Here is a 25,867-nt window from a genome sequence, read left to right as displayed (position 1 = left end):
CAGGATACGCCAGCCAGAAAAGCTGCATCTTTAATAGTGCATTAAAAAGCAGCGATAGCCATTAACAAAGTGAGCGGTTAATCAGCTCTGCAATTCCAGCCCGGCCAGTCGTCGCCAGTAGCCGTTGCAGTCGCTGTTCGCCGTCAGCGGCAGCGGCGCCGCGCCGTTTTCATTCGCCCGGAAGGCGTCCAGCATAGCGAAGGTCTCGCTACCCAGCGGCGACAGGCGAACCATATCCACCAGCCCGGTCATGGTGCTTAGCTCATTCCCGAGGTTGTAGACGTAGCCGCTCATGGTCTGAATGCCGTTGAGCACGAACACCTGCTGGTTCTCCTGCGAAAGCACGTCGCGCCCGTTAGGATATTTTATGCAGCAGGTTTCACACTCGTCTTTCGGCCGGTCTTCCGAGCGCGCGGTAAAGCAGCGGGCGGAGTAGGCCAGCGGCAGATGACCGTAGCTCAGGACCTCCACCTCAAACCGGCCGCGAATGCCCAGCTCGTCGCACTGGGTCAGCAAATTCGCCAGCCAGTCGCGGGAAAGTTCGACCGGCATACACCAGCGCACCATGCCCTGCTTGAGCAGCAGACGCAGGGTGACGGCGTTGTAGCAGTTAAGCGCGTGCCCGGCGACGAACGGCAGCTTACGTTCCGCGCACAGATTAACGACGCCGAGATCGCTGGCTTCAATCAGAAATTCGCCGTTATCGACATAGCGCTTCAGTTCGCCCAGCTCCGAGGACGCCTGCACCAGCGCGAGGGTGGAAAGCACCACCTGTTTACCGCTTCCCGCCAGCGTTTTTGCCATGTCGATCCAGTCGCCGACTTTGGTGGCGCGACGTTTGCTGCATACCGCTTCGCCGAGGTAAATCGTGTCCGCGCTGCAGCTTGCCGCCTGCTGGTAAAAATCTTCCAGCGTCTCTTTTGACCAGTAATAAAGCACCGGCCCTAATGAATATTTCATTGCTGTTCTCACTGCCATTTACGGTGATAGGCGCCAAGGGTGGTTTGCGTACCTTCGGACATGGAACCGAGGGTCTCCATCCACGCGGACTGCGGTACGAAGTTTTGCGGATCGGCTTTGCAGCGATCGATCGCCTGACGCCAGACTTTCGCCACCTGGGTAACGTACGCCGGGCTGCGCTGGCGCCCCTCGATTTTCACCGAGGCAATATTGGCCGCCATCAGTTCCGGCAGCAGCTCCAGGGTGTTCAGGCTGGTGGGCTCTTCCAGCGCGTGGTAGCGTTCGCCGTCGACCAGATACCGCCCTTTACAGAGGGTGGGATAGCCGGCGTTTTCACCGTCCCGATAGCGGTCAATCAGCACTTCGTTAAGGCGTGATTCCAGCCCCTGCGGCGTTTGCTGCCAGCGCACGAAGCGCGCCGGCGAACAGGCGCCGACGGTATTCGGCGATTCGCCGGTCAGATAAGAGGAAAGGTAGCAGCGTCCTTCCGCCATAATGCACAGGCTACCGAAGGCAAAAACCTCCAGCGGCACCGGCGTGGCGCGCGCCAGCTGTTTGACCTGGTGAATCGACAGCACGCGCGGCAGCACCACGCGGGCGACGTCAAAATTGCGATGATAAAACTTTACCGCCTCTTCGTTGGTGGCCGAGGCCTGGACGGAAACGTGGCGCTCAATATGCGGATAACGCTCGGCGGCGTATTCCAGCATCGCGATATCGGCGAGGATCAGCGCGTCGGCGCCCAGCTGCGCCGCCATGTCGACCGCGCGCTGCCAGCGGGCATAACCATCAGGATGCGCGAAGGTGTTAATGGCAATATGCAGTTTGCGACGATGCTGGTGCACAAAGCTGACGGCTTCCTGCAGTTTCTTTTCGGTGAAATTAAGGCCGGCAAAGTGGCGGGCGTTGGTGTCATCTTTCAGCCCGATATAGACGGCATCGGCGCCGTTTTCGATGGCCGCCTTAAGCGCCGGAAGGTTACCGGCTGGGCAGAGCAGCTCCATAATTTTTCCTGAAAAACGCGGCCCGTCAGGGACGCTGGATGGTTAATGAGCTGGGATTTTAGTTAACCTTTTGGTGACAATTTTTGATTTGAGGCAGTTAAAAGCGTATTGGCGGGATCAATACCTGCGGCCCGGCATCGTGATTTTGTTGATTTACGCCGCTATGTCGTTTATTTGATATGGCACAATAGAGGAACTATTGCATTCATGGAGTAAAGCTTGTGTTGGATAAACTGCGTTCCAAACTGGTTCACTTTGGCCCGTCGATGATGAGCGTGCCGGTTAAGCTGGCGCCATTTGCCCTCAAGCGCCAGGTGCTGGAACAGGTATTAAGCTGGCAATTTCGCCAGGCGCTGGCGGATGGGGAACTGGAGTTTCTCGAGGGGCGCTGGTTAAGTATTCATGTGCGCGACATCGGCCTGCTGTGGTATACCTCGGTGGTGGACGGTCGTCTGGTGGTCAGCCCTGCGGCTGAAGCGGACGTCAGCTTCAGCGCCGACGCCAGCGACCTGCTGATGATCGCGGCGCGTAAGCAGGATCCGGATACGCTGTTCTTCCAGCGTCGCCTGGTTATCGAAGGCGATACCGAGCTGGGACTGTATGTAAAAAACCTGATGGATGCCATTGAGCTGGAGCAGATGCCAAAGGCGCTGCGTATTATGCTGCTGCAGCTGGCGGACTTTGTTGAAGCTGGCCTGAAAGGCCCGCAGAAACCTGAACAGACATCGGTAGGTGAGGCATGCTGATTCGAGTAGAGATTGGGATTGATGCGCCGGGTATCGATGCTCTATTGCGTCGTACCTTCGGCGGCGACGCGGAAGCGCAGCTGGTGCACAGTCTTCGTGAAGATGGCCTGATCACGCTGGGCGTGGTGGCGACGGATGACGAAGGTCAGGTCGTAGGCTACGTGGCCTTTAGCCCGGTCGCCGTCGAAGGCGAAGAGCTGCAGTGGGTTGGACTGGCTCCGCTGGCGGTCGATGAAAGCTACCGCGGTCAGGGCATCGGGCGTCAGCTGGTCTATGAAGGGCTCGATTCCCTGAACGAGTTTGGCTATGCCGCCGTCGTGACGCTTGGCGATCCGGCGCTCTATAGCCGTCTGGGCTTTGAACCCGCGGCGCGTTTCGATCTGCGCTGCCGCTGGCCCGATAGCGCTGAGGCTTTCCAGGTGCATCGTCTGGCCGATGACGCGCTGAACGGCGTGAGCGGGCTGGTCGAATATAGCGACCACTTTAATCGCTTCTGAGGCTTTCCAGCAGCGCCTCAAATGAACCGTCCCCGGCAACGAGGCGCTCTTTCTGGCGCTTCGTTAGCTGCTTAATACGATACTCAAGCCGCAACGCTAGTGAGCGTTCACCAACTTCCTGACTGAAGGCCAGCTGAAGCTCGCCTTTTCCACGCAGCGCTTTCGCGCCCTTACCAGTCTGGTGCTGGCAAAAGCGGCGTGCAACATCGGTGGTAATCCCGGTATAAAGGCGATTATCGGCGGTACGAATCAGATAGAGAAACCAGCACACGGTACAGAGGTCGCTATGTTAAGGTGTGAGCACCATAACATACTGGAGAGTAAAGATGGATACGCTCGCCGCGATCGGCCGCTGGCTGGGTAAGCAGCACGTCGTGACCTGGTGCGTCGCCCGCGATGATGAGCTGTGGTGCGCCAATGCTTTTTACGTTTATGACCCGGAGAAGGTCGCATTTTATCTGCTCAGCGATGAAAAAACGCGCCACGGCCAAATGACCGGAGAAAGCGCCAACGTGGCCGGGACGGTCAACGGCCAGCCAAAGAGCGTGGCGCTGATCCGCGGCGTACAGTTCAAAGGTAAAATTCGCCGCCTCACCGGGGAAGAAGAGGCGGCGATGCGCAAGCGCTACGTCAGCCGTTTTCCTGTCGCCCGCATGCTATCGGCATCCGTCTGGGAGATTCGTCCCGATGAGATCAAGTTCACCGATAACACGCTGGGCTTTGGGAAAAAGCTGCACTGGCTGCGCGAATCAGGCGCCGAGCAGGCGTAAGGCTTCACGATTAAAGGCCGGCAGGTCGTCCGGGGTTCTGCTGGTCACCAGCTGTTCGTTGTCGATAACCACTTCCTGGTCATAGAATTCGCCACCGGCGTTTTTCACGTCGACGACGATAGGCTTCACGGCCGTCAGCTTGCGCCCGCGAATCACATCGGCGCTAATCAACAGCTGCGGGCCATGGCAGATGGCGAAGACCGGTTTGCCGCTGTTGACAAAATCGCGGGTGAAGGTGACAAAGCGTTCGTCGCCGCGCAGCGAGTCCGGTGAATATCCGCCCGGCAGCAGCAGGGCGTCGAAGTCGGCAGGGCTGACGTCATCAATGGCTTTATCGATAACGACTTCAGCTTCCCCTTTTTTCCCTTTTACCTTCTTCCCCGCCTGTTTTTCAATGGTCACCACCTTGTGTCCGGCCAGACGGTAGGCGTCCGCGGGTGAGGTGAACTCGGAGTCTTCAAAGTCATCGGTAATTAAAACGGCTATCTTCTTACTCATTCTTCCTCCAGTGTTTCGGTGTGGAATGAGGCATTTCCCTGATGATGATGGATAATTACCTCGTAGAGTATTAAGTCTGGAACATGAGGCTGGGATCGCAACATAGAAAAATCTGCAAAGGAGTTTCGATGAGTCAGGTACTGTTAACGGGGGCAACCGGGTTAGTTGGTGGTCACTTACTGCGAATGCTACTCAACGCACCGGATATTAAGTCCATTGCTGCGCCCACGCGTCGGCCGCTGACCGATATCTCCGGCGTATTTAACCCGCACGATCCGCAGCTCACGGACGCGCTGGCGCAGGTGGTCGATCCGGTCGATATTGTTTTCTGCTGCCTGGGGACCACCCGCCGGGAAGCGGGAAGCAAAGAGGCGTTTGTGCATGCCGATTATACGCTGGTCATTGATACCGCGCTGGTGGGGAAAAAGCTGGGCGCGCAGCATATGCTGGTGGTCAGCGCGATGGGGGCGAACGCGCATTCTCCCTTTTTCTATAATCGGGTAAAAGGCGAGATGGAAGAGGCGCTGATTGCGCAGCAGTGGCCGAGGTTGACGATTGCCCGTCCATCAATGCTGGTAGGCGAGCGCGAAAAAAAACGCGCCGGCGAGACGCTCCTTGCGCCGCTTTTTAGCCTGCTGCCGGGAAACCTGAAATCGATAGACGCGCGGGACGTGGCAAGCGCGCTACTCGCGGAGGCGCTCTCGCCCGCGCAGGAAGGCGTCCGCATTCTCTCCTCGTCGCAGCTGCGCGAAAGGGCCGCGCGCGCGGGGGATTACTGATTTCCAAAGTTTCCCCGGAGGCGTAGTATTCATGTCCTCAATTTATCATGACACTCCCTGGGGAATGCTATGGCTGGTCAGTCTTCATCTCAGGCGGCAGCACCGTTTCAATGGTGGAAGCCCGCGCTGTTTTTTCTCGTCGTTATCGTTGGTCTGTGGTTCGTTAAATGGCAGCCCTATTACGGCAAAGCCTTTACCGCCGCTGAGACGCACAGTATCGGCAAATCCATTCTTGCAAATAGCGACGCGAATCCTTTCGCTGCGGCCTGGGATTACGCGCTGGTCTATTTCCTGGCGGTATGGAAAGCGGCGGTATTAGGCGTGCTGCTGGGATCGCTCATTCAGGTGCTGATCCCGCGTGACTGGCTGCGGCGCACGTTAGGGCAATCGCGTTTTCGCGGTACGCTGCTGGGGACCGCGTTCTCTCTGCCGGGGATGATGTGCACCTGCTGCGCCGCGCCGGTGGCTGCGGGAATGCGTAAACAGCAGGTATCCATGGGCGGCGCGCTGGCATTCTGGCTGGGCAATCCGCTGCTCAACCCGGCGACGCTGGTGTTTATGGGCTTCGTGCTGGGCTGGCAGTTTGCGCTGATTCGCCTGCTGGCGGGACTGGCGACCGTACTGGTGGTCGCCACGCTGGTTCAGAAATGGGTGAAAGAAGCGGCGACGCAGCCGGTTCCCGTGCCTGAAATGTCGGTCACAACGGGGCAGGACGGCTTCTTCAGCCGCTGGCTGCACGCGCTGTGGACGCTGTTCTGGAATACCATCCCGGTTTATATTCTGGCGGTTCTGGTGCTGGGCGCCGCGCGGGTGTGGCTATTCCCTCACGCCGATGGCGTGGTGGAGAATACGCTGTTCTGGGTGATTGCCATGGCGATTGCCGGCTGCCTGTTTGTGATACCGACGGCGGCGGAGATCCCGATTGTGCAGACCATGATGCTGGCAGGAATGGGCATGGCGCCCGCGCTGGCGCTGCTGATTACGCTGCCTGCTGTCAGCGTACCGTCACTGATTATGCTACGTAAAGCGTTCCCGGCGAAGGCGCTGTGGCTGACCGGCGGGCTGGTGGCGCTGTGCGGCGCGGTGGTCGGGGGAGTCGCTTTACTGTGATGATCTTCCCGGAGGCGGCGCTGCGCGCCTGTCCGGGCTACCGGCCCACAGCCAACGGTGAACCCGTAGCCCGGCTCAGCGTAGCGCTGGCCGGGAGGCAGAGACGCTTACTTGATATAGGTAAAGGCGGTGGTGACGCGAGACACGCCGCTCACCCGGCTGGCGATATCCGCCGCCGCGCGTCCTTCACGGTCGGTGACCAGACCCATCAGGAACACTTCACCGTTTTCGGTTGTCACCTTCACGTTGGAGGATTTCACCTGGTCGGTACCCAGCAGCTGGGAGCGGACTTTGGTGGTGATCCAGGTATCCGAAGACGCGGTTCCTAAGCCGATCGGCTGGCCCTGACGCACTTCGTTAAACACCTCCGTCGTACCTTCTACGCCCATAGCGATTTGCTTCGCGCGCGCGGAGAGATCGGACGTTGGGGACTGCCCGGTCAGCAGAACTTTGCCCTGGTAGGCGGTCACGTTGATGCGGGCCTGTTTCTTAATTTGTTCATCTTTCGACAGCGCGCTGTTAACGCGCAGCTCCAGCGTGCTGTCGTCCACCTGAGTACCTACCGTACGCGGGTCCGTCGCGGCTTTAGTGCCGACTGCTGCCGTTCCGACTACCGCGGCAGCAACGCATCCCTGAAGCAGTAGCGCAGACAGCAGAATGGCGAGGGGCGAGAGAGCCTTCATGTGTTCTCCTTAATCGTCCTGGTGTGGAAAAAGCGTGTTATCGATCAAATCGCACAGACAGTTGACGGTGAGCATGTGCATTTCCTGAATTCGCGCGCTGCGATGCGACGGAATGCGGATTTCGACGTCCTGCTGCCCTAACAGGCCAGCCAGTTCACCGCCGTCATAACCGGTTAACGCCACGATAGTCATATCGCGGGTGACCGCCGCTTCCACGGCTTTCACGATGTCCCGGCTGTTGCCGCGCGTAGAAATCGCCAGCAGCACGTCGCCGGCGTGTCCCAACGCTCGCACCTGCTTAGCATAGATTTCGTCATGCAGGCGATCGTTGGCAATTGCGGTTAAGACCACATTATCGGTATTTAGTGCAATGGCGGGTAAACCAGGACGCTCTGTTTCAAAACGGTTAATCATACTGGCAGCAAAATGCTGTGCGTTGGCGGCGGAAGTGCCATTACCACAACAGAGGATTTTGTTGCCGTTCAGCAGCGACTGAACGAGCGTCATCGCCGCACGTGAGATGGCGTCCGGGAGTGCTTCCGCTGCTGCAATTTGGGTTTGAATGCTTTCGGTGAAGCAGGCTTTGATTCTGTCGAGCACGGGATCCCTTAATTCGTTTACGCTATTCGCCAAAGGCGTTTTTTAGCCATTGGATGTCGTTTCCGGTGAAGGCTACCACATCGAAACGGCAATCCACAGTCTCAAAGCTCCCATTCTGTCGGCAGAGCCACAGACGCGCGGCTTTGAGCAGTCTTTGTTGCTTTTGCGGCGTCACGCTGGAGGCGGCATCGCCGTAGTTTGCGCTGCGACGATAGCGTACTTCGACAAAGACGGTGACGCTGCCGTCGCGCATGATGAGGTCTATCTCGCCGCCGCGCTCGCGGACGTTGGCGGCGATAAAGCGCAGACCCTGGCTCTCCAGCCAGCGGCGCGCCTGGGTTTCCCAGGCATCGCCGGTCTGTTTACTTAGTTGGCCGCGACGATTTGCCCACCCTGGTATTTGAGCCATGACAGTTTCCTGTTGATCACGCAATCCTGCGTGGCCGTAAGATCGCCGGTATTGCCGTTCAGCTCAAAGCCGGGAACCTGGCGCATCTGCGAGAAATGGTTGGCAAGGGACCAGGCGTCGGCGCCCATGGCGTACAGGCGCGCCAGCGAGTAGTCGTTACGAACGGCGGCCAGCGCCTGCTGCTGCAGGGCAGGGTTACTTCCCGCCAGCATCGGGATCTCGCTATATTGCAGACCTTCCATCTCCAGACGGAAGTCCGGTCCGGAAGTCCCCTGGGCGCTGCGGGAGCTGGCGTAGAGCGTTACGCCGCTCTGGCTGCCGTTACGCAGGGCGATCATCGGTTTGATGTAAGCGATTTGTTCCGGCGTGGCCAGGATATACGCGGCGTCGACGCCGCCGGTGCTGCTGACCGGCACATCGCTCGGGCTACCCAGGGCGCTGTCCTGCGCTGACGGCAGGGTTGAGACCGGCGTACCGCTTAGCGAAATACCGCTGTTGACGCTGCCGCGCAGCTCGGCGGTGGAGCCCAGGCGCTGTTGCAGGACGGTACCGCCCCCCAGCTTCAGCCACTCGTTGGCGAAGGCGGTAACCACCCGATCGCCCAGGGCGCCGCGAGGCACCAGCAGCAGCGGAGTCTGTTTGCCCTGATCGTGAATGTGATGCGCCGCGTCGCGGGCTTCGTCTTCCGGCGAGAGGGCGAAATAGCAGATATTGGCCCGGCTTTCGACTTTTTCCGGCTGATTGAGCGCCAGCACGTTCAGCGAGGTATTGCTCTTGATGACATCTTCGACATTATCTTTCAGCAGCGGGCCGACGACGATGGTCGCGCCATCCTGCTGTACCTGGGCCAGCAGCTGGCTCATTGGCTGAGTGGTGGTGTCGTAGATTTTCAGTTCTGCGGAAGGGTTGGCTGGCGTTGCGGCGACTGCCTGAGCCTGCGCCGCTTCCGCCGGCTGGCTGGTGGCCTCCGGCGTCGGGGCTTGTACTGCCGCCGGCGCGGTGACCGGCGCCGCGGTTTGCGCCTGGTCGGCCGCTGGCGCCTGTACCGGGGTCTGAGCGTTATTGGTGGTCGTCAGATCGGTGACCTCCGCCTGCGATGGGCTGACTACGGCGCTTTCGGCAACGTTCGCCGCCTGGGCGACCTGGGCGGGTACTGCGCTTCCTGCAACGGCAGGCGCGCCGTTCTTCGCCGCTTCAAAGCCCTGCTGGATCGTGCGGCCAAAAATCGCCGCCTGGCCGTTTAACGGCAGCAGCAGGGCGATTTTATTGATCGATGCGGCCTGGTAGTTCTGCATATTCACTAACTGCGTCGGCAGCATTTTCGCCCCCGGGTTTTGCGGGTAGCGAGTCTGCCAGTCTTTCACTCCCGCCTTGAGCATCGTCGGATCGCTGCGGTTATCAAACCACATGCGCTGCAGATCCAGCCAGCCCTGCAGGACGTTCTCATCGGCGTTAATGACCAGCGCGTTGGCCTGATCTTTGGTCATGGCGGTGAGCGCTTTCCAGGTCGCGTCGATGTTTTTCTGCTTTTGCGCAGGCAGGCTTAACAGCGACTGTTGGGCAATCAGGGCCCGCAGCAGGTTCAGCGAGGGTTGACCCTGGCTGGCGTCAATTTGCGCCTGCCAGTAGCGGGGCAGTTGGTTCTCCTCAAGGCTTGCCAGGTCGAGCTTGCTGAGCAGCGTCTGCGCGCCCTGGAAATCGTTCTGCGCCAGCTTCACTTCCACCGCCAGCAGCGACCTTTCGCGGCTTTGCGCACCGTTGAGATTAGACGGTAGCTGGTTGAACAGGTCGATCGCCTGCGGTTTCTTACCTTCCTTCAGCAGTGCACGAATGGCGAGTAATTGCCAGTTGGTCTTGCTATCATTCGTGCTTTGCTGCATCTGTTGCAGATAGTAACTGGAGTCTGCCTGAGCCGTACCCTGCAAATACGCCGTACTTTGATCCGGAGTATGGGTACCGCAGCCGGCAAAGATCAGCGCGGCCAGCAGTACGGGCAGACAACGCACGGGTTTAGAACGAAGAAATGTTGACGGTACCATATGTGTCCAGTGATATTTTTTTGGCTCAATGCTCAATATTAATTCGGCAATACGGACGAGACAATGAAACAACACGAATCAGCAGATAATTCTCAGGGACAGCTCTATATTGTGCCCACTCCGATAGGGAATCTGTCTGATATCACGCAACGCGCGCTGGAAGTGTTGCAAGCCGTTGATTTAGTTGCAGCGGAAGATACCCGCCATACCGGTTTGCTGCTGCAGCATTTTGCGATCAACGCCCGTTTATTCGCGCTTCATGACCACAACGAGCAGCAAAAGGCGGAAACGCTGGTGGCGAAGCTTAAAGCGGGGCAAAACATCGCGCTGGTTTCCGACGCCGGAACGCCGCTGATTAACGATCCCGGCTATCATCTGGTGCGTACCTGCCGTGAAGCTAATATTCGCGTGGTGCCTCTGCCCGGCCCCTGTGCGGCGATTGCGGCGCTGAGCGCGGCGGGTCTGCCTTCGGATCGCTTCTGCTATGAAGGCTTTTTGCCTGCCAAATCCAAAGGGCGTCGCGATACGCTGAAGGCGCTGGAAGAAGAGCCGCGGACGATTATTTTTTATGAGTCTACCCACCGTCTGCTGGAAAGCCTGGAGGATATCTGCGCTGTGCTGGGGGAGTCCCGCTACGTGGTGCTGGCGCGTGAGCTGACCAAAACCTGGGAATCGATTCACGGAGCGCCGATCGGCGAGCTGCTGGCATGGGTGAAAGAGGACGAAAATCGCCGTAAAGGCGAGATGGTGCTGATCGTAGAAGGTTTTAAAGCGCAGGAAGAGGCGCTGCCGGCGGTAGCGCTGCGTACGCTGGCCCTGCTGCAGGCTGAGCTGCCGCTGAAAAAAGCCGCCGCGCTGGCTGCGGAAATCCACGGCGTGAAGAAAAACGCCCTGTATAAGTATGCCCTGGAGCAGCAGGGAGACTAATCTCATGAGTCATTACCAGCCGCCGTTTAGCATTACTCCTGCCATTCTCAATCTGGTTGTTGAGATTGGTGAGCTGTTAGGGCACTGGTCAGCTCAAACGGGACGAGCCTCCCCCCTTCTGCGAAAAGAGAATCGTATTCGTACGATTCAGGCGTCTTTGGCGATAGAGCATAACAGCCTGAGTACCGATCAGGTCACTGCGCTAGTGGAGGGTAAACGTGTTCTTGCGCCAGCAAAAGATATTCAGGAAGTGAGAAACGCTCTTCTGGCATATGAAAAAATGCCTACATGGAAAAGCCACCGGTTAACCGATCTTTTGACCGCCCACCGGACGCTGATGATAGGGCTGGTTGATAACCCCGGCCAGCTGCGTGACGGTGATGTAGGGATCTTCCGGGATACCAGACTGGTTCATATGGCTCCCCCCGCCTCTCAGGTCGAGCGTTTGATAAACGAGTTGCTGCTATGGCTGAAAGTCACTGACATTCATCCGCTTATCGCTGGAGCTGTCTTCCACTACGAATTTGAGTTTATCCATCCATTTGCCGATGGTAATGGCCGAATGGGACGCTTGTGGCAAACCTTAATTCTTAGCCAATGGCGCGCGGAGCTTGCCTGGCTACCAGTTGAAACGTTGATGCATTATCAGCAGGAGCGCTATTACCAGGTTTTAGGGATGTGTGATAGCCAGAGTGACAGCACGCCGTTTATTGAATTATGCTGGAAAATATGGTTATCGCGTTGAAAGATGGCATAGGACAAACAGCATCTCTGTCGGAAGAAGTGTCGGAAGAAGTGTCGGAAGAAAAAGTGGAAATGCTGGCGGCCGTTGAGGAACGGATCCTCAAGCTTTTGTCTAAAGAACCCACGCGCACCGCGAAAGACATGGCTCAGGAAATAGATGTTTCTGCCAGAACCGTTGAACGGTATCTGAAGACGCTGCAGCAAAAGGGAAGATTACAGCGGACCGGCGCAAAAAAAAGGGGAGCCTGGCGCATTCTTTAGCGGGTTATCAGCGTACAAAACGTGATGGTCAATAGGGCAGATGTCACCGCATCTGCCTTATTTTCTATACGATGTGTAACTCAATCCCGGTACTTTTTAATGCCTTCCGATGTTCTTCATTTATTTCGCTGTCGGTAATCACGCAGTTTATTTTCTCCATCGGTAGAACTTGATTGAACCCGCGGCGATTGAATTTGCTGGCGTCCAGCACGGCAATGACCTTATGTGCCGCGGCGGCCATGACGCCGCTGATGGAGTAACCTTCGTTGAAGGTGGTGATGCCGTTGGTGGTATCGATGCCGTCTGCGCCGACGAACATCAGATCGGCGCTGATGCCCTGAAGAGAACGTTCGGCGATGGTGCCGTGCATGGAGTGTGTTTTGTGGCGTACGGTGCCGCCGCAGACCACCAGGGTGATATCTTTGTTTTCGGATAGCGTAAACGCCGCGGGCAGGCTGTTGGTAATCACCGTGATATTGGTCATACGTACCAGCGCCTCGGCAATCAGTAGGGTAGTGCTGCCGCTATCCAGGATCACCGTCATGCCTTCGCTAATCATCGCCGCCGCGGCCTGGGCTATCCGTTTTTTCGGATCGCTGGCCAACTGATAACGATCTTCAAGTACTACTTCCAGATTATCTCCTTCGGTCAAATTGCTGCCGGGCCTTGCGGCACCGCCGTGAAAGCGGGTGAGTAACCCTTTTTCTTCCAGCAAACGGAGATCGGCCCGGATCGTCACTTCGGAGATGCCAAAGAGATTCGAAAGGTCCAGCACCAATACGCTACCCTGCGCATTGACCATTTCGACAATTTTATTCCTTCGCTCGAATGAGTTCATATTAATTTGCCTGATAATTAACTGATCTTAGTGTAATCGAAGGGTAATGAAAGTTGAACGATAATTTTCGAAAGGTTATGTGAGCCAGCTCTGATTGCTGGCTCAGTTGGTCAGGAGAGTTTAAGCAGGATTTTCCCCTGCATCGGCGCACCGTTGAGCGCCTGGACTTCGCGGGCAAAGCTTTCGGCATCGCCGATGTGGGTGATAAGCGGGGCAAGCTGAATGCGTTTTTCCGTCAGCAGGCGAACCGCCGTTTGCCACTCTTTTCCAGGCCACGGGCCCGAGTAGTTCATCCAGCTGCCGACAATAGTCAGCTCTTTTCGAAGAATCTGGCCAAAGGTGGCGAAAGGCAGCGTTAAGTCATGGTGCAAGGTACCCACCAGCGCCAGCTGCGCGCGCGGTCCGGCGACCTCAATGCCCAGCGCCACGGTTTGCGGCGTACCGGCGGTTTCCAGCACCAGCTGGTCGAACTGAATCTCTTCCAGCGCCGTTTGAATCTGTTTGCCGCTCATCTCCTTGCTGTTAAAGACGTGCGTTGCGCCGAGCATTTTTGCCAGCGCCAGCTTCTGCGGGTTGATATCGATTGCCGTAATGCTTTTGGCGCCCAGTTCGCGGGCGCACTGCAACGCCAGCAAACCAATTGTGCCTGCGCCAATAATAATGACGTTTTTCCCTTCGCAGCCCTGAGCCAGATGGAAGGCGTGCAGGCCGACGGTCATCGGTTCAATAAACGCGCCGTCATCAATCGGCATCTGGTCCGGCAGACGGAACAGGTTGGCGCGTTTGACCACCACGTACTGCGCATTTCCGCCTTCGCTGCGCGAACCGACAAACTGGTACTGTTTGCAGAGAGAGAAGTATTCGCGCTGGCACTGGGGGCAGTTAAAACAGGGGAGCAGAGGCACGCAGGCTACCGCGTCGCCCGGCTGCAGGTCGGTCACCGCTGAGCCATAAGATTCAACATAGCCGCTGAACTCATGACCCAGGGTGATGGGATAGTAGTGGGCGCCTTTGGCGAAGATGCGCGGAATATCGGAACCGCACAATCCGGAGCTGACGACTTTGACCAGGACATCGTTTTCCGTTTGTAGAGTCGGTATCGGGCGTTCTTCAACGCGCACTGTCCCCTCAGCATGGATAACCACTGATTGCATAATATTCTCCAGAAATGTCCGGGGGAGCGGATGCTCCCCCTTGAGATTAAGAAACGCCTGGGCTTTGTTGCGCGACGGCGGCTTTCTCTGCGGCGGCGAAGCTGCGCGCCCGACGCCACGTCAACAGCACGCCGGCAACATAGATGACGCCGATAACCACAAAACCCACCACGTTTTGCCAGGTGAAGAGCTGAATGAGCAGCCAGGTAACCGGTGAACCGCCCTGGTCCATAGAGGCCACAAGGCCGCCCGTCTTCAGAGCCCCGGCGTTAGCCGCCAGCTGGGTATGCAGGCCGATGGTCTGCGTGGCAATCCATAGCGTTATCCCCATCAGGATGATCCCGGAAATCAGCGTGCGGAACAGGTTCCCCTGGTGTACCGCCACCGCCATGGCGACAAAGAATCCAATGGTCGCGAGATCGCCGAACGGCAGGACCTGGTTGCCCGGCACCACAACCGCGATCAGAATAGTTAGCGGAATAAAGATCAGGCTGGCCGATACGACCGAGGTATGACCAAGCAGCAGCGCCGGATCGAGACCAATCAGGAAATCCTGGCCGCCAAACTTCGCCTGCAGACGTTTACGCGCCTGTTTGGCAATCGGGTTCAGGCCATCCATGATAGGTTTGATGACGCGCGGCATCAGCAGCATGACGGCCGCGGTTTTCACCGCCAGCTGGAGGATGCCCTTCAGGTCGTAGCCCGCCAGCGCGCCGATGACCAGACCCATTACAAAACCGACGGTGACCGGTTCGCCAAACGGACCGAAGCGTTTCTGGATGTCGTCAGCGCTGAAGTGGATGCGGTTCAGGCCGGGAATTTTTTCGATAATCGTATCGACCAGCACCGCTATCGGTCCTAAATACGCCGAGCTACCGTGCGGAATAGCAATACCATCGAGGCCGAAAAAGTCGCGGGTATCCTTCGCAAACCAGTCGCCGAGCTTGTAGACGAAAGCCGCATGCACCACTACGCCAAGAATCCCAATCCAGTAAGAACCGGTCGCGATATGCAGCATTGCGCCGGTAAAGGTCATATGCCAGATGTTCCAGATGTCGACGTTCACGACGCGAGTCATTCGGGTGACCAGCATGAAGATGATGACCGCGATGGCGATGGGAATCGCCACCAGCGCGATTTGCGAGGCCCAGGTCATCGGCGACGACCCCGGCCAGCCAATATCAATCACGTGCAGGTTAATCTGGAAATGCTCCGCCATCGCTTTCGCCGCCGGGCCGATGGAGTCGAGCATCAGGCCGATAACCAGGCCGATACCGACGAAACCAATCCCGATGTGCAGGCCTGATTTAAAACAGTCCCCGAGCTTCATCCCCAGTATTTTGGAGAAGATGATGATCACGATCGGCAGCATCACCGTTGGACCAAGGTCGAGGATATAACGCATGATTTCGCTAAACATGGGCGTTACTCCGTCAGGATGTTCAGGATTTTTTGCTGCAGTTCTTCAATGCCTACGCCAGAAATGAAAGGCATACCGTGAACCACCGGAATGTCGCCAAAGGTTCTGTCAACCCGGGCGGTGGTGCAGATGAGGTGCGCGCCGTCCATATAGGTTTCGATTTCATTCACCCGACACTGCACCAGGTCCAGCTCGATGCTGTGGTCCGCGCACAGATCTTTGATCTCTTCTGCGGCCATGGTCGAGGTGGCGACAGCGCCGCCACAGGCGACGATTACTTTACGTTTCATAGGGTACCCCTTTTATTATCAGTCTGTTATAAAGCCTGAGCGCTGGGCTCTGACTCAAGGATAGAGTGCCGAAACAGCTCGGGCAGCTGCTCCTGTGAGGCAGCCAGCAATGCTTCAAGCGTGTTCGGGTTCTGTAGCTCACTAAATAACCGGCGCAGCAGCTGTAGCTGTGCAGTCGGATTTTCTACAATCAGCGCGATGATTAACGAAACGTCGATTTCGCCGTCGTCGTCAGCACGCTGAAAAGGGACCGGGTTGTCCGGGCGAATCAGGTAGATAGCCGGAGACTTCGCATGTACCGCCTCGCAGTGGGGAATCGCGACCGCGTGCTGCTCCAGCGCAATGCCGGTGGGGAAAGTTGCTTCTCGTTCGAGCAGCGCCAGTGGATAGCTGTCGTGCACAACGCCGCGCGCCAGCATCTCTTCGCCAATGTGCTCCAGCGCCTGCCGGCTGGAACTAAAATGAATGCCGGTACGAACAAACAATTGACTCATAAATCCTCTTTACTTCAGGCGATTTCGGATGAACAGCCGTAACGGTAGGCACGCAGCACATCCTGAATTTTGTCGAGGATGAGGTCGTGCGGCACGGCGGCGAGTTCGTTTAACGACAGTCGTTCAAACTGCACGGGCATATACTGGCTGATAAGGCCCAGCGGCAGCTTAGTTTCGGTCAGGTTTGCAATTAACTTTTCCACGCTCTGGCGAATACGCGGATGCGGCCAGTAGTAGCGAATGCGATCGGACAGGCTGAAGTGGATATCCACCATTGCCTGGCTCCAGGTCGGGCGGTAGTACTTCTTCCAGTAGCCCGGCTCGTTAAGCATTACTTCATCAATCACTTCCATCACGCGGCTGCGGGATTCCGGAGCGATCAGCTCATTTTCCATTTGCGCGAGGGCAAAAATGGCTTCGCGCAGCGCGAAGGTTAGCGCCGGGCCAACTTTCAGGATGGCGTAATGGTCGCGCACCAGCGCCCGGTAGGCCTGACGAGACTGGTAATCAGTCGAGTGCGCTTCGTAGACCATCGGCGTGCCTTCGATCCACGCGGAGAGCGCTTTGGCGGCCTCTGGCTGGTAATGAATAATTTGCGTATGGTCGAACTCAACGCCGGGCTGTACCACGATAGCGATGACGCGTTCCAGCGCTGCGTTAAGACCCAGCTTGCGGAAGGCGGCTTCATGGGTTTCCAGCGTTGCCGCCGCATCCTGGGCGCGGGTTACGTGGACGCTGCCGATGGTGCTGGCTTCGCCGCCGGGAACCGGAACTTCGGTGCCGATGACGTAGGTCAGATGGCGTTTCTGCGCGTCGGTTGCCGTCTCTTCCGCGGCCTGGCACAGGCGAGCGGCACGTTCGGCGACGACGGCCGGGTCCAGCGGTACCGGATCGTCAGCGCAGGACATTGAGGCATCGAGATGGATTTTGCTGAAGCCCGCGGCGACGTAGGCTTTAATCAGATCGACCGATTTTTCCATCGCTTCGGCGGCGGGTTCGCCCTGCCAGCAGTTCGGCCCGAGATGATCGCCGCCAAGGATGATGCGATCTGACGGGAAACCGACTTCGCGGGCAATTTTATTCACGAAATCACGGAAGTCCGCAGGCTGCATTCCGGTGTAGCCGCCAAACTGGTTAACCTGATTAGAGGTTGCTTCGATAAGAACCTTGTTGTTGGTATGCAGATCGAAACGTAGCGCGGCTTCGATAACCAGTGGATGCGCGGAACAAACTGAGCAGATGCCGATGTGTTCGCCAGCTTTGTGGCGGGAAATAATATCTTTCATTTAAAACCTCCGTTTTCTTTCGAATATATTCGTTATGTTTTGTTTTGCCCGCAAACTCCTTTGTTTTGATTTGTGATCAATCTCGAAAAAAAGAAAGATAAAACGTAATGTTACGAAAGTTAAAGATAAAAAAACGCTCTGGCGATGACGGCAGAGCGTTTTTAATTTATTGAAATTTAACTAAATATTCGTGAAATCCAGCTCCGTTTAGGCTTTTCTGCTGGCTGAACGACCTGCTGCGGTTGAGCGGCAATTTCGCCTAATCCGGCATTAAAGGCCGTACCGATAGCCTCCAGCGCCTGATGGGCATCTTCCCCGCTGGCCATAAAGTGCAGCCGATGTCCCTGTTTTGCGCCGAGAGACACCACCCGCATCAGATTTTTGGCGTCAACAATAGCGGAACGGGTGTCGAGATTTTCCACCCGAATTTGCGATCGCCACTGCTTCACCGCTTTCACCAGTACAGCGCTTGGCCGCGCGTGCAGTCCGTGGGGATTGCGCAGGGTAAAAGTCGCCTCTTCATCGAACGCCGGGGGCGGTTCCATCTCTTCCCCTTCGGCCGGGAAGATATTGCCGGCCAGAATCTCCAGCACCGCCTGCGGACTCTCAGCGCGCGATAGCGCTGCAGGTACGCGTTCGTCACTCAGGGCGTGGGTAAGCTGGCGAAGAATATCAAGGTGTTCGTTGTCCTGCGCGGCGATCCCCACAATCAGATAAGCCGCTTGTTCTTCTCCCCAATCAACCCCCTGCGGGCAGGCCAGTACTTTGACACCGGTTTTCAGTACCGCATCGCGGCTCTGCGGCGTGCCGTGAGGAATGGCAATACCGTTGCCAAGATACGTGCTGATTTGCCCTTCGCGTTCGCGCATGCCGTTCAGATAAGCGGGCGTGGTATGCCCGGCTTCGGTTAATCTGCCAACGACGCGTTGCAGCGCTTCATCTTTCGTTTTGATCGCGCGATCGAAATGGATATCTGCGCAAGTCAGTTGCATAAATAGCTCCTTATTTAATGGCACCGGCAAGCGTCGCTGCTTCCTGGGTCCGTTTTTGCCATAGCCTCCAGCATCCCAGCATGACCGCGCCGCAGGCGGAACCGGCGAGAATACACAGCACCCACATTAGCGGTTTACTTACCAGCGGCAGGATCAGGAAGCCGCCGTGCGGAGCAGGAACCTGGATTTGCAGGCTATAGCTGAGAATCGCAGAGATGGAAGAGGCGATCATCATCATGGGGATGACGCGTAAAGGATCTTTCGCGGCGAATGGAATAGCGCCTTCAGTAATATGGGTGCAGCCGAGGATATAGTTGACCATCCCGGCGGCGCGCTCTTCTTCACTGAAGCCTTTCGGGAAGAAGGTTGTCGCCAGCGCGATAACCAGCGGCGGCGTAATACAGGCGGCGGAAACCCCGGCCATAAAGAAGTAGTTCCCCTGGCCAAGCAGCAGCGTACCGGTGACGTAGGCGGCTTTATTCACCGGACCGCCGAAGTCGAAGGAGCACATCGCGCCTACCACAATGCCCAGCAGAATCGGGTTTGCTTCCTGTAATGAACTCAGCCAGTTCATCATCGCGTTGTTGATGGCGGCGACAGGTTGACCCAGCAGCACCATCATCACGCCTATTACCAGCACGCCAACGAGCGGCATAATGAAGATCGATTTCAGCCCTTCATACTGACGCGGCAGGCCGTTGAGCATATTGCGGATCAGCAACATAAAATAACCGGCGGCGAAACCAGCGATAATCCCGCCGAGAAAGCCTGCGCCGGTCGCGTTGGCCAGTAAGCCGCCGACGAAGCCCGCAACCATACCGGGGCGGCCGGAAATAGACCAGGCGATATAAGCGGTAAAAATCGGCACCATGATTGAGAAGGCCTGCTGGCCTACTTTCATCAGCGTCGCGGCAATAACGTTATACTGCGGCGAGTTCGGATCGGCTGAGTAGATACCCCACAGGAAGGAGATGGCAATTAAAATCCCCCCGGCAACCACAAACGGCAGCATGTTGGACACGCCGCTCATCAGGTGCTTATAAACCTGGCGTCCGAAAGACTCTTGCGCGTATTTCTCCGGTGACTCCGGCGAGGAAGAAATACCCTGACGGCGCGACGCCTGGCCGCCGATCACTTTATTAATTAAATCGACCGGATGATGAATGGCTTCTTTAACCGGAACCTCAATGACCGGCAGACCATTAAATCGCTCGGCGTTAACGTCTTTATCGGCGGCAATAATTACACCATAAATATCTTCTAAATCCGCGGGGGTAATGGCATTTTCAACGCCGGAAGCTCCGTTGGTTTCCACTTTAATGTCGACATTTAATTTCTTCGCTGCGGTTTTTAAGGCTTCTTCAGCCATAAAAGTATGCGCAATACCCGTAGGGCAGCCGGTAACTGCAATAATTTTTTTCATAATCGGACCTTTATAATTGAACGACCTGAATTTGCTGTAATAATTCTTCTGTGCGTTGTAAATTTCCTAATCCGGCGGAACCGGCGACGTCGGCGCCGGTCGCGCTGGCGAGTGCCAGGGCGTGAGCGACATCGTCTTCGTTAAGCCATTTACTGAGAAAGGCGCCCAGCGCGGCGTCGCCGGCGCAGGCGGAGCTGACCAGTTCAATTTTCGGTGCGGAGCAAAACCACACGCTTGCGCCATCGGAAAAGTAGAGGCCCTCCGCACCCATCGTCAGCAGCACGTTGCGAGCGCCCAACTGATGCAGGGTACGCATAGCTTCGCGTACCTGCTGATGGTCGCTGACGTCGAGACCAAATATTTCCCGCAGCTCGTCATCGTTGGGTTTGATCAACAATGGCCGTAATTCCAGCAGCTGGCGCAGAACCGGATGGCTGATATCGAGGATAACCTCGCAGCCTTTCTGCTGACATAATTCAATGATCTCGCTATAGAACCGGCTTTCAATTCCCGGCGGCAGGCTGCCGCTGATCGCTAAATAATCCCCGGAGGTGACGCATTGCAGATGATGAATAACCTGCTGTTTACACTCGTCATCAATTTTTGCACCGGGGTTAACGAGCTTATATTCCTCTGCACCGTCATTTATAAAAATATTAATTCGGGTTGGCTCAGATACCCATGTCGGCGTCACTTTAATTTTTTTCTGACGTAACTCTTCCACGATATAACGGCCAGTGAAACCACCGAAAATACCCATAATGTGAGTGGGTTGCTGATAGTGATTTAATATCAGCGAAACGTTCACTCCTTTGCCATTCGGGCAATATTCGGTGTGCCGGGTTCGGTTCACTGCCGACGGCTTCAGCGGATCGCAAAAGATATTCATATCGATTGCCGTATTGAGTGTCAGGGTATGGATCACGACATTGCTCCTTCGATCCGAAAATTACAGTTGTCCTTCACAGCCACAAACGTGAATGACTTTGCGTACGATATCCTTCATCGCCGCTTTGGCCGGTTTCATGTAATGACGCGGATCGTTAGCGTCCGGATTTTCCTCGAAGTACTGCTTCAGGGCATCGGAGAACGCGATTTTCAGCTCGGTAGCGACGTTGACTTTGCACACGCCCAGAGAGATTGCCCGGCGGATATCGCTATCGGCCAGCCCGGATGCGCCATGAAGAACCAGAGGGACGTCAACGCGATCGCGAATGGCGGCGAGGCGCTCAAAATCGAGTTTGGGTTCTGCGGCGTACAGGCCGTGCGCCGTACCGATAGCCACCGCCAGCGAGTCGATGCCGGTGCGGGTGACAAATTCGCGCGCCTGTTCCGGGTTGGTATACAGCGCATCTTTTGCATCGACCACCAAATCATCCTCCACGCCGCCCAGACGGCCGAGTTCGGCTTCAACGCTGGCATCATAGCGATGGCTCAGTTCAACCACGCTCTTGACTAACGCGACGTTTTCTTCAAAAGGCGAGTGTGAACCGTCGATCATGACCGAGCGGATACCGGCCTGCACTTTATGCATGATATCGGTCAGATCTTCATGGTGATCGAGGTGGACCGCTAAGGGAAGATCCCAGTATTTAGCCAGATCGCGAGCGATCGCCACCACGTTCCCGGTTCCTGCATAGCTATAAGTTCCCGGGGTGCCGGCAAGGATCAGCGGAGAACGCAGTTCGGCGGCGGTTTCTACCACCACCTGCATCGTTTCCAGGTTGTGGATATTAAAGGCGGGAACGGCATAGCCGTGGCGCTGAGCTTTCAACAGCATGTTTTTACTCGAAATAATGTACATTCGTTCTCCTTTACTTTCACGTTGTAAGTACTTTTGTGTTTTGAATCTTCATTTTGAAAGTAATGTAGCGATCGTCTCGACGTATTGTTGTGATCAATCGCACACAACAGTGATGTAATTTTAAAAATGAAAGTTATATAGTCTTGTTTGTTTTCTTTTTTAAAAGTATCTTAAATGACGATGTTTTATGTAACTTACTGAATTAAATGTTTTTAAATCGACGTGAAACAGGTATGGAAGGCCTTGCGTTTGACAATGCAGCGGGGAAATTTAAAAATGAAAGTTATTCTGGGAGAAAATAAGAAGGCACAACACTGTGGCAAAACCGTCTACAAGTCTGCTGAAAAGGCGCCTGGACATCGCGGAGATCGTGCGCAAGAACGGAGAGATCAAAGTCGACGATCTGGCTGAAATGCTGGCTGTATCTGGGGTAACGATCCGTAATGACCTGAACTACCTTGAACAGCAGGGCTACCTTAAGCGCTCGTTTGGCGGCGCAATTTACACTTCCCAGGCCGGCGCTCCGGTCGCCCTGGCTCAGGAAGCCCCGGTTGCCACGGACAAAGCGCTGGAGACCGAAATGGCGCGCCAGATCGCTGCGCAGATCGAAGATAGCGAAACGCTGTTCCTGGGGCAGGGATCAATCTTACGCAAAGTGATCCCTTTCCTTGCCGGTTATGACGAGCTCTGCCTGCTATTAAACGACCTGGCGCATGTGCCGCTGGCGCAGGAGTTCCTGAATGGAGAAACCGTGCTGCTCGGCGGTGTGTTGGGGAGTAGCGGCAAAATAGTCGAAGGCGATCTGGCGCTGAGCGCGCTGGGTCATTATCGTCCCTCGCGAGCGCTGATCGCTGTCGACCACATTGCTGAAGATGGCACCTTAAGCGTCAGACAGGAAGCCAGCGCCCGCCTGCTGAGCGAAGCGGTGGCGCAAAGTGAGAGGGCGATTGCGGTCGTCGCGCATCGTCCGGTCTATGGCGACAAGCGCTACCCGATTGGCGATTTGCAGCAAATTAGCGGCATCGTGACGCCGCAGATTGTCGCCGCGGAGTATCATGCCCGCCTTCTCGCCGCTGGCCTGACTAACAGCTATACCAATAACGAGTGCCTGACATGGCTCAACCCTGCTTTGCAAAAGGCAAAGTAAAGGAGCGATGATGAATGTGACCATTTGCACCATCGGCGAACTACTGGTGGAGTTTCTGGCAAAAGAAGAGAACCAGGGCTTTTCGCGCCCGGGAGAGTTTTGGGGGCCATATCCCAGCGGCGCGCCGGCAATTTTCGCCGATCAGGTGGCAAAGCTGGGGTTAGGGTCGGTGCTTTTTAGCTGCGTTGGCAACGATGCGTTTGGTGAAATGAATATCGCGCGGCTGGAAAGCGACGGCGTGAATATTAATGGCATCGCCATACTGCAAAAGGCGACCACCGGCAGCGCTTTTGTGAGCTACCGCAGCCAGGCGCAGCGCGATTTTATTTTTAATATGCCGAACAGCGCCTGCGGCCTGCTAACCGCTGACCATATTGACGATACTCTGCTTAGCCAGTGCAACCATTTTCACATTATGGGCTCTTCGCTGTTTTCGTTTCGCATGATCGACGCGATGCGTAAAGCGATTGAAAATATCAAAGCGCGCAACGGCACGGTTTCGTTCGATCCGAATATCCGTAAAGAGATGCTTAATATCCCTGAAATGTCGCAGGCCTTTGAGTATATCCTTGATTACACCGATATCTTTTTGCCCAGCGATGGCGAACTGGATTACTTTGGCCTCAACCCGGGGCGCGATGAACAGGTGCTGGTGGATAAGCTTTTAAAGCGCGGCGTTAAGCACGTGGTGATTAAACGCGGTCCGCGCGGAGCGAGCTATTTCAGCGCCCGGGAAACGCATCATGTTGCCGGTTTTCATGTCCCGGTCGTGGACCCAACGGGAGCTGGCGACTGCTTCGGTGCGACCTTTGTCAGCCTGTTCCTGTCCGGCGCATCGCCGCAGGAGGCACTGAGATGGGCCAACGCCAGCGGTTCTCTGGCGATTTCCCGCCGTGGCCCGATGGAGGGAACGTCCACGAAGGCGCAGATAGAGGCCTTTCTTAACGCGCATCAATAGCAGAGGTATCCCGCCCGAAGCATCACGAGCGGGATAAATTGCTGATTCGATCACGTCACCGGCGCCGGGTTAAACACCGCCAGCTGATTGTGCAATCCCCACTGATCCGAGAAGGTCTTCTTGCGGCCGCTGGCGACGTCAAGAATAAATTCAAACAGCTTCAGCCCAACCTCTTCGATGGTTTCTTCTCCGGTGGCGATGGTTCCCGCGTTGATATCCATTAAGTCATACCAGCGGTTTGCCAGCTCGGTACGCGTCGCCATTTTTATGACCGGCACGGCGACCAGGCCGTACGGCGTACCGCGACCGGTAGTAAAGACCTGCACCGTGATCCCGGAAGCCACCTGCTGAGTACCGCAGACAAAGTCGCTCGCCGGCGTCGCGGCGTAAATCAGCCCGCGTTTGGTCGGGCGCTGCCCCGGAGAGAGCACTTCGGCAATCGCGCTCTTCCCGGATTTAGCGATAGAGCCCAGCGCTTTCTCGACGACGTTCGCCAGGCCGCCTTTCTTGTTGCCCGGGGAGGGGTTGGCGCTGCGGTCGGTTTTGCCCATATCGAGATAGTTATCGTACCAGGCCATCTCCTCCAGCAGGCGTTTTCCGACTTCTTCGTTGATGGCGCGCGGCGTCAGCAAGTGGATCGCATCGCGCACTTCGGTGACTTCCGAGAACATAACGGTCGCCCCGCAGCGCACCAGCAGATCGGATGCGTAGCCCACCGCCGGGTTGGCGGTGACGCCAGAAAACGCATCGCTGCCGCCGCACTGCATACCGACAACCAGCTCGGAGGCCGGGCAGGTTTCACGCTGGCGCTGGTTCAGCTTCTCCAGGTGGCGCTCGGCGACCTGCAGAATGTCATCCACCATTGATTTAAAACCAACGTGCTTCTCATCCTGCAGGCTGACGATGCTGGCGCTATCCACGGGGATACTTTTCACATCGTCGGTGCCTTCCAGCAGGCGCTCCGGCTGCAGTTTTTCGCAGCCAAGGCCAATCACCATCACTTCGCCGCCGAAGTTTGGATTGAGCGCCAGGTTATGAATGGTGCGGATCGGGACGATCGCCGCCGGGGCGTTAATCGCCACGCCGCAGCCATACAGGTGGTTCAGACCCACAACGCCATCGACGTTGGGATACTTCGGCAGCAGATCGCGTTCGATAATTTTCACCACATAATCGACGACGCCCGCCACGCAGTGCACGCTGGTGCTAATGCCGAGCAGGTTTTTGGTGCCCACGCTACCGTCGGCGTTGCGATAGCCTTCGAAGGTATAGCCTTCCAGCGGCGGCAGCGGCGCCGGGACTTTGGTCGCCAGCGGTAGGGTATGCAGCGGCGGCGCTTTCGGTAGTTCGACCAGCGATTCGTCAATCCAGCTGCCCTGCGGAATATCGCGTACCGCATAGCCAATCACTTCGCCATAGCGGATGATTTCACCGTGGACGGGAATATCGACCAGCGCGACTTTGTGGCCTTGCGGGATATGTTCAACGAGCGTGACCCCGTCGGGGAAACGCGTTCCGGCCTTTAAACCTCGATCGTTAACAATAATCGCCACGTTATCCGTTTCGTCTACTTTTATATAAAACGCCGTTGGCGATTCTTGTCTAATTTCAATGTCAGCCATTGTCCAGTATTCTCCAGCAAGGTGCGAATAATAAAATAAAACGTTTATATCCGTCATATTTCAAGCTGCATGTGCGCTGGATTTCCTCGCTCACCCCAGTCACTTACTTTAGTAAGCTCATGGGGATTCCCTGCGTTGCCGCCTTCATGCAACTCGAAATATTTAGGGTATATTCAATTTCTGATGTGCAGATTTGTGAAATAGAGAATGTCAGGTGTTTGAATCTGAAAATGTGATCTAAATCACCCATTGCTGCGCGGGCGAATACGTTAAAGAGGGAAATCGCTGGAACTGTGGAACAGCGCCCACTGATTATTGCATTTGCACAACAATAACGATAATTAAACGCCATTTACAGGTTATATGCACAGTGTTTAACGCTCGCAAGCTGATTATACTGAGTCATGCTTGC

The 25,867-nt window shown here is 56.3% G+C and carries 27 protein-coding genes and 1 pseudogene; 9 read left to right on the top strand and 19 right to left on the bottom strand.

What is annotated here, in order from left to right:
* Positions 1–81 precede the first annotated feature (81 nt).
* Both BJF97_RS25790 and ubiU read right to left on the bottom strand, forming a co-directional pair.
* A complete protein-coding gene (locus BJF97_RS25790) occupies positions 82–960 on the bottom strand; it encodes a U32 family peptidase (RefSeq protein ID WP_077253343.1) in 879 nt (292 codons plus the stop codon).
* Between the two features lie 8 nt (positions 961–968).
* Positions 969–1,964 (bottom strand): ubiquinone anaerobic biosynthesis protein UbiU, encoded by a 996-nt coding sequence (gene ubiU / locus BJF97_RS25785; RefSeq protein ID WP_004106058.1) that lies wholly within the window; start codon positions 1,962–1,964, stop codon positions 969–971.
* 221 nt (positions 1,965–2,185) lie between these two features.
* On the opposite strand from ubiU, the gene ubiT reads away from it, so the two are divergent.
* Both ubiT and BJF97_RS25775 read left to right on the top strand, forming a co-directional pair.
* Positions 2,186–2,710: a ubiquinone anaerobic biosynthesis accessory factor UbiT gene (ubiT, locus tag BJF97_RS25780; RefSeq protein WP_004854523.1), complete on the top strand. Its 525-nt coding sequence runs from the start codon at positions 2,186–2,188 to the stop codon at positions 2,708–2,710.
* Positions 2,704–3,207 carry a GNAT family N-acetyltransferase gene (locus BJF97_RS25775; RefSeq protein ID WP_032693256.1) on the top strand — a complete coding sequence of 168 codons (504 nt, stop codon included), beginning with the start codon at positions 2,704–2,706 and terminating at the stop codon, positions 3,205–3,207. Before ubiT ends, BJF97_RS25775 begins: the two co-directional genes overlap by 7 nt.
* Here BJF97_RS25775 and BJF97_RS25770 read toward each other — a convergent pair.
* On the bottom strand, positions 3,194–3,478 hold the full coding sequence (locus tag BJF97_RS25770; RefSeq protein WP_014226970.1) for a GIY-YIG nuclease family protein: 285 nt from the start codon (positions 3,476–3,478) through the stop codon (positions 3,194–3,196). The two genes, BJF97_RS25775 and BJF97_RS25770, sit on opposite strands and share 14 nt — an antisense overlap.
* Before the next feature lie 55 nt (positions 3,479–3,533).
* On the opposite strand from BJF97_RS25770, the gene BJF97_RS25765 reads away from it, so the two are divergent.
* Complete coding sequence (locus BJF97_RS25765; RefSeq protein WP_014226969.1) at positions 3,534–3,977, top strand: YhbP family protein; 444 nt, start codon at positions 3,534–3,536, stop codon at positions 3,975–3,977.
* Here the strand turns inward: BJF97_RS25765 and BJF97_RS25760 are convergent.
* On the bottom strand, positions 3,957–4,475 hold the full coding sequence (locus tag BJF97_RS25760) for a type 1 glutamine amidotransferase domain-containing protein (protein ID WP_004854517.1): 519 nt from the start codon (positions 4,473–4,475) through the stop codon (positions 3,957–3,959). The genes BJF97_RS25765 and BJF97_RS25760 overlap by 21 nt on opposite strands.
* A 128-nt stretch (positions 4,476–4,603) precedes the next feature.
* Between BJF97_RS25760 and BJF97_RS25755 the strand changes: the two genes are divergently transcribed.
* Together BJF97_RS25755 and BJF97_RS25750 are read left to right on the top strand one after the other, a co-directional pair.
* Complete coding sequence (locus tag BJF97_RS25755; protein WP_032693255.1) at positions 4,604–5,254, top strand: NAD(P)H-binding protein; 651 nt, start codon at positions 4,604–4,606, stop codon at positions 5,252–5,254.
* A gap of 69 nt (positions 5,255–5,323) precedes the next feature.
* The gene (locus tag BJF97_RS25750; RefSeq protein WP_032693254.1) at positions 5,324–6,364 is read left to right on the top strand and encodes a permease; all 1,041 of its coding nucleotides are present in this window, start codon (positions 5,324–5,326) and stop codon (positions 6,362–6,364) included.
* A 107-nt stretch (positions 6,365–6,471) separates the two neighbouring features.
* On the opposite strand, the gene dolP is transcribed toward BJF97_RS25750, so the two are convergent.
* From dolP to BJF97_RS25730, 4 genes are read right to left on the bottom strand one after another with little or no spacing between them, the layout of a single operon-like run.
* Positions 6,472–7,047, bottom strand: coding sequence for a division/outer membrane stress-associated lipid-binding lipoprotein (gene dolP, locus BJF97_RS25745; protein WP_004125578.1), 576 nt, complete (start codon positions 7,045–7,047; stop codon positions 6,472–6,474).
* A gap of 9 nt (positions 7,048–7,056) precedes the next feature.
* On the bottom strand, positions 7,057–7,647 hold the full coding sequence (diaA, locus tag BJF97_RS25740) for a DnaA initiator-associating protein DiaA (RefSeq protein ID WP_002918211.1): 591 nt from the start codon (positions 7,645–7,647) through the stop codon (positions 7,057–7,059).
* Between the two features lie 22 nt (positions 7,648–7,669).
* Positions 7,670–8,056 (bottom strand): YraN family protein, encoded by a 387-nt coding sequence (locus BJF97_RS25735; RefSeq protein ID WP_014226966.1) that lies wholly within the window; start codon positions 8,054–8,056, stop codon positions 7,670–7,672.
* Positions 8,014–10,095 (bottom strand): penicillin-binding protein activator, encoded by a 2,082-nt coding sequence (locus BJF97_RS25730; RefSeq protein ID WP_032693253.1) that lies wholly within the window; start codon positions 10,093–10,095, stop codon positions 8,014–8,016. Before BJF97_RS25730 ends, BJF97_RS25735 begins: the two co-directional genes overlap by 43 nt.
* Before the next feature lie 63 nt (positions 10,096–10,158).
* On the opposite strand from BJF97_RS25730, the gene rsmI reads away from it, so the two are divergent.
* Both rsmI and BJF97_RS25720 read left to right on the top strand, forming a co-directional pair.
* Positions 10,159–11,022 (top strand): 16S rRNA (cytidine(1402)-2'-O)-methyltransferase, encoded by an 864-nt coding sequence (gene rsmI / locus BJF97_RS25725; protein ID WP_014226964.1) that lies wholly within the window; start codon positions 10,159–10,161, stop codon positions 11,020–11,022.
* 4 nt (positions 11,023–11,026) lie between these two features.
* Positions 11,027–12,027, top strand: a pseudogene (locus BJF97_RS25720) (Fic family protein).
* A 64-nt stretch (positions 12,028–12,091) separates the two neighbouring features.
* Here BJF97_RS25720 and BJF97_RS25715 read toward each other — a convergent pair.
* The 10 genes from BJF97_RS25715 to BJF97_RS25670 form a co-directional block, all read right to left on the bottom strand.
* Positions 12,092–12,865, bottom strand: a complete 774-nt coding sequence (locus BJF97_RS25715; protein WP_014226962.1) for a DeoR/GlpR family DNA-binding transcription regulator — start codon at positions 12,863–12,865, stop codon at positions 12,092–12,094.
* 110 nt (positions 12,866–12,975) lie between these two features.
* The gene (gene gatD / locus BJF97_RS25710; RefSeq protein ID WP_032693252.1) at positions 12,976–14,019 is read right to left on the bottom strand and encodes a galactitol-1-phosphate 5-dehydrogenase; all 1,044 of its coding nucleotides are present in this window, start codon (positions 14,017–14,019) and stop codon (positions 12,976–12,978) included.
* Between the two features lie 46 nt (positions 14,020–14,065).
* A complete protein-coding gene (locus tag BJF97_RS25705; protein ID WP_070083017.1) occupies positions 14,066–15,439 on the bottom strand; it encodes a galactitol-specific PTS transporter subunit IIC in 1,374 nt (457 codons plus the stop codon).
* Between the two features lie 5 nt (positions 15,440–15,444).
* Positions 15,445–15,729: a PTS galactitol transporter subunit IIB gene (gene gatB, locus BJF97_RS25700; RefSeq protein WP_004106023.1), complete on the bottom strand. Its 285-nt coding sequence runs from the start codon at positions 15,727–15,729 to the stop codon at positions 15,445–15,447.
* 26 nt (positions 15,730–15,755) lie between these two features.
* The gene (gatA, locus tag BJF97_RS25695) at positions 15,756–16,223 is read right to left on the bottom strand and encodes a PTS galactitol transporter subunit IIA (protein ID WP_014226959.1); all 468 of its coding nucleotides are present in this window, start codon (positions 16,221–16,223) and stop codon (positions 15,756–15,758) included.
* A gap of 14 nt (positions 16,224–16,237) precedes the next feature.
* The gene (gene gatZ, locus BJF97_RS25690; protein WP_032693251.1) at positions 16,238–17,509 is read right to left on the bottom strand and encodes a tagatose-bisphosphate aldolase subunit GatZ; all 1,272 of its coding nucleotides are present in this window, start codon (positions 17,507–17,509) and stop codon (positions 16,238–16,240) included.
* A gap of 176 nt (positions 17,510–17,685) precedes the next feature.
* Positions 17,686–18,501: an HPr family phosphocarrier protein gene (locus BJF97_RS25685; protein WP_014226957.1), complete on the bottom strand. Its 816-nt coding sequence runs from the start codon at positions 18,499–18,501 to the stop codon at positions 17,686–17,688.
* A gap of 10 nt (positions 18,502–18,511) precedes the next feature.
* Positions 18,512–19,924 carry a PTS fructose transporter subunit IIC gene (locus BJF97_RS25680; RefSeq protein ID WP_014226956.1) on the bottom strand — a complete coding sequence of 471 codons (1,413 nt, stop codon included), beginning with the start codon at positions 19,922–19,924 and terminating at the stop codon, positions 18,512–18,514.
* A gap of 10 nt (positions 19,925–19,934) precedes the next feature.
* Positions 19,935–20,849, bottom strand: a complete 915-nt coding sequence (gene pfkB / locus BJF97_RS25675) for a 1-phosphofructokinase (protein WP_032693249.1) — start codon at positions 20,847–20,849, stop codon at positions 19,935–19,937.
* Positions 20,850–20,873: 24 nt separating this feature from the next.
* Positions 20,874–21,728, bottom strand: a complete 855-nt coding sequence (locus BJF97_RS25670) for a tagatose bisphosphate family class II aldolase (RefSeq protein WP_032693248.1) — start codon at positions 21,726–21,728, stop codon at positions 20,874–20,876.
* A gap of 352 nt (positions 21,729–22,080) precedes the next feature.
* Between BJF97_RS25670 and BJF97_RS25665 the strand changes: the two genes are divergently transcribed.
* Positions 22,081–22,875, top strand: a complete 795-nt coding sequence (locus BJF97_RS25665) for a DeoR/GlpR family DNA-binding transcription regulator (RefSeq protein WP_162097181.1) — start codon at positions 22,081–22,083, stop codon at positions 22,873–22,875.
* Positions 22,876–22,885: 10 nt separating this feature from the next.
* On the top strand, positions 22,886–23,833 hold the full coding sequence (locus BJF97_RS25660; RefSeq protein WP_032693247.1) for a sugar kinase: 948 nt from the start codon (positions 22,886–22,888) through the stop codon (positions 23,831–23,833).
* A 50-nt stretch (positions 23,834–23,883) separates the two neighbouring features.
* Here BJF97_RS25660 and garD read toward each other — a convergent pair whose 3' ends face one another.
* Positions 23,884–25,455 (bottom strand): galactarate dehydratase, encoded by a 1,572-nt coding sequence (garD, locus tag BJF97_RS25655; RefSeq protein ID WP_032693246.1) that lies wholly within the window; start codon positions 25,453–25,455, stop codon positions 23,884–23,886.
* Positions 25,456–25,867: the final 412 nt, after the last annotated feature.

The sequence above is a fragment of the Klebsiella sp. LTGPAF-6F genome, assembly GCF_001753185.1.
GTDB lineage: Bacteria > Pseudomonadota > Gammaproteobacteria > Enterobacterales > Enterobacteriaceae > Klebsiella > Klebsiella michiganensis.
Note: the sequence above shows the minus strand (reverse complement) of the source record. Positions and strands in the feature narration are given on the sequence as shown.

What these genes read in the sequence shown, in the direction of transcription:
- BJF97_RS25660 (WP_032693247.1), top strand. Translation starts at nt 22,886, where the DNA reads ATGAATGTGACCATTTGCACCATCGGCGAACTACTGGTGGAGTTTCTG.
- BJF97_RS25775 (WP_032693256.1), top strand. Translation starts at nt 2,704, where the DNA reads ATGCTGATTCGAGTAGAGATTGGGATTGATGCGCCGGGTATCGATGCT.
- BJF97_RS25730 (WP_032693253.1), bottom strand. Translation starts at nt 10,095, where the DNA reads ATGGTACCGTCAACATTTCTTCGTTCTAAACCCGTGCGTTGTCTGCCC.
- gatA (WP_014226959.1), bottom strand. Translation starts at nt 16,223, where the DNA reads ATGAGTCAATTGTTTGTTCGTACCGGCATTCATTTTAGTTCCAGCCGG.
- BJF97_RS25750 (WP_032693254.1), top strand. Translation starts at nt 5,324, where the DNA reads ATGGCTGGTCAGTCTTCATCTCAGGCGGCAGCACCGTTTCAATGGTGG.
- gatZ (WP_032693251.1), bottom strand. Translation starts at nt 17,509, where the DNA reads ATGAAAGATATTATTTCCCGCCACAAAGCTGGCGAACACATCGGCATC.
- BJF97_RS25705 (WP_070083017.1), bottom strand. Translation starts at nt 15,439, where the DNA reads ATGTTTAGCGAAATCATGCGTTATATCCTCGACCTTGGTCCAACGGTG.
- gatB (WP_004106023.1), bottom strand. Translation starts at nt 15,729, where the DNA reads ATGAAACGTAAAGTAATCGTCGCCTGTGGCGGCGCTGTCGCCACCTCG.
- rsmI (WP_014226964.1), top strand. Translation starts at nt 10,159, where the DNA reads ATGAAACAACACGAATCAGCAGATAATTCTCAGGGACAGCTCTATATT.
- BJF97_RS25755 (WP_032693255.1), top strand. Translation starts at nt 4,604, where the DNA reads ATGAGTCAGGTACTGTTAACGGGGGCAACCGGGTTAGTTGGTGGTCAC.
- BJF97_RS25765 (WP_014226969.1), top strand. Translation starts at nt 3,534, where the DNA reads ATGGATACGCTCGCCGCGATCGGCCGCTGGCTGGGTAAGCAGCACGTC.
- gatD (WP_032693252.1), bottom strand. Translation starts at nt 14,019, where the DNA reads ATGCAATCAGTGGTTATCCATGCTGAGGGGACAGTGCGCGTTGAAGAA.
- BJF97_RS25790 (WP_077253343.1), bottom strand. Translation starts at nt 960, where the DNA reads ATGAAATATTCATTAGGGCCGGTGCTTTATTACTGGTCAAAAGAGACG.
- dolP (WP_004125578.1), bottom strand. Translation starts at nt 7,047, where the DNA reads ATGAAGGCTCTCTCGCCCCTCGCCATTCTGCTGTCTGCGCTACTGCTT.
- garD (WP_032693246.1), bottom strand. Translation starts at nt 25,455, where the DNA reads ATGGCTGACATTGAAATTAGACAAGAATCGCCAACGGCGTTTTATATA.
- BJF97_RS25680 (WP_014226956.1), bottom strand. Translation starts at nt 19,924, where the DNA reads ATGAAAAAAATTATTGCAGTTACCGGCTGCCCTACGGGTATTGCGCAT.
- BJF97_RS25670 (WP_032693248.1), bottom strand. Translation starts at nt 21,728, where the DNA reads ATGTACATTATTTCGAGTAAAAACATGCTGTTGAAAGCTCAGCGCCAC.
- BJF97_RS25685 (WP_014226957.1), bottom strand. Translation starts at nt 18,501, where the DNA reads ATGCAACTGACTTGCGCAGATATCCATTTCGATCGCGCGATCAAAACG.
- BJF97_RS25735 (WP_014226966.1), bottom strand. Translation starts at nt 8,056, where the DNA reads ATGGCTCAAATACCAGGGTGGGCAAATCGTCGCGGCCAACTAAGTAAA.
- BJF97_RS25760 (WP_004854517.1), bottom strand. Translation starts at nt 4,475, where the DNA reads ATGAGTAAGAAGATAGCCGTTTTAATTACCGATGACTTTGAAGACTCC.
- BJF97_RS25715 (WP_014226962.1), bottom strand. Translation starts at nt 12,865, where the DNA reads ATGAACTCATTCGAGCGAAGGAATAAAATTGTCGAAATGGTCAATGCG.
- ubiU (WP_004106058.1), bottom strand. Translation starts at nt 1,964, where the DNA reads ATGGAGCTGCTCTGCCCAGCCGGTAACCTTCCGGCGCTTAAGGCGGCC.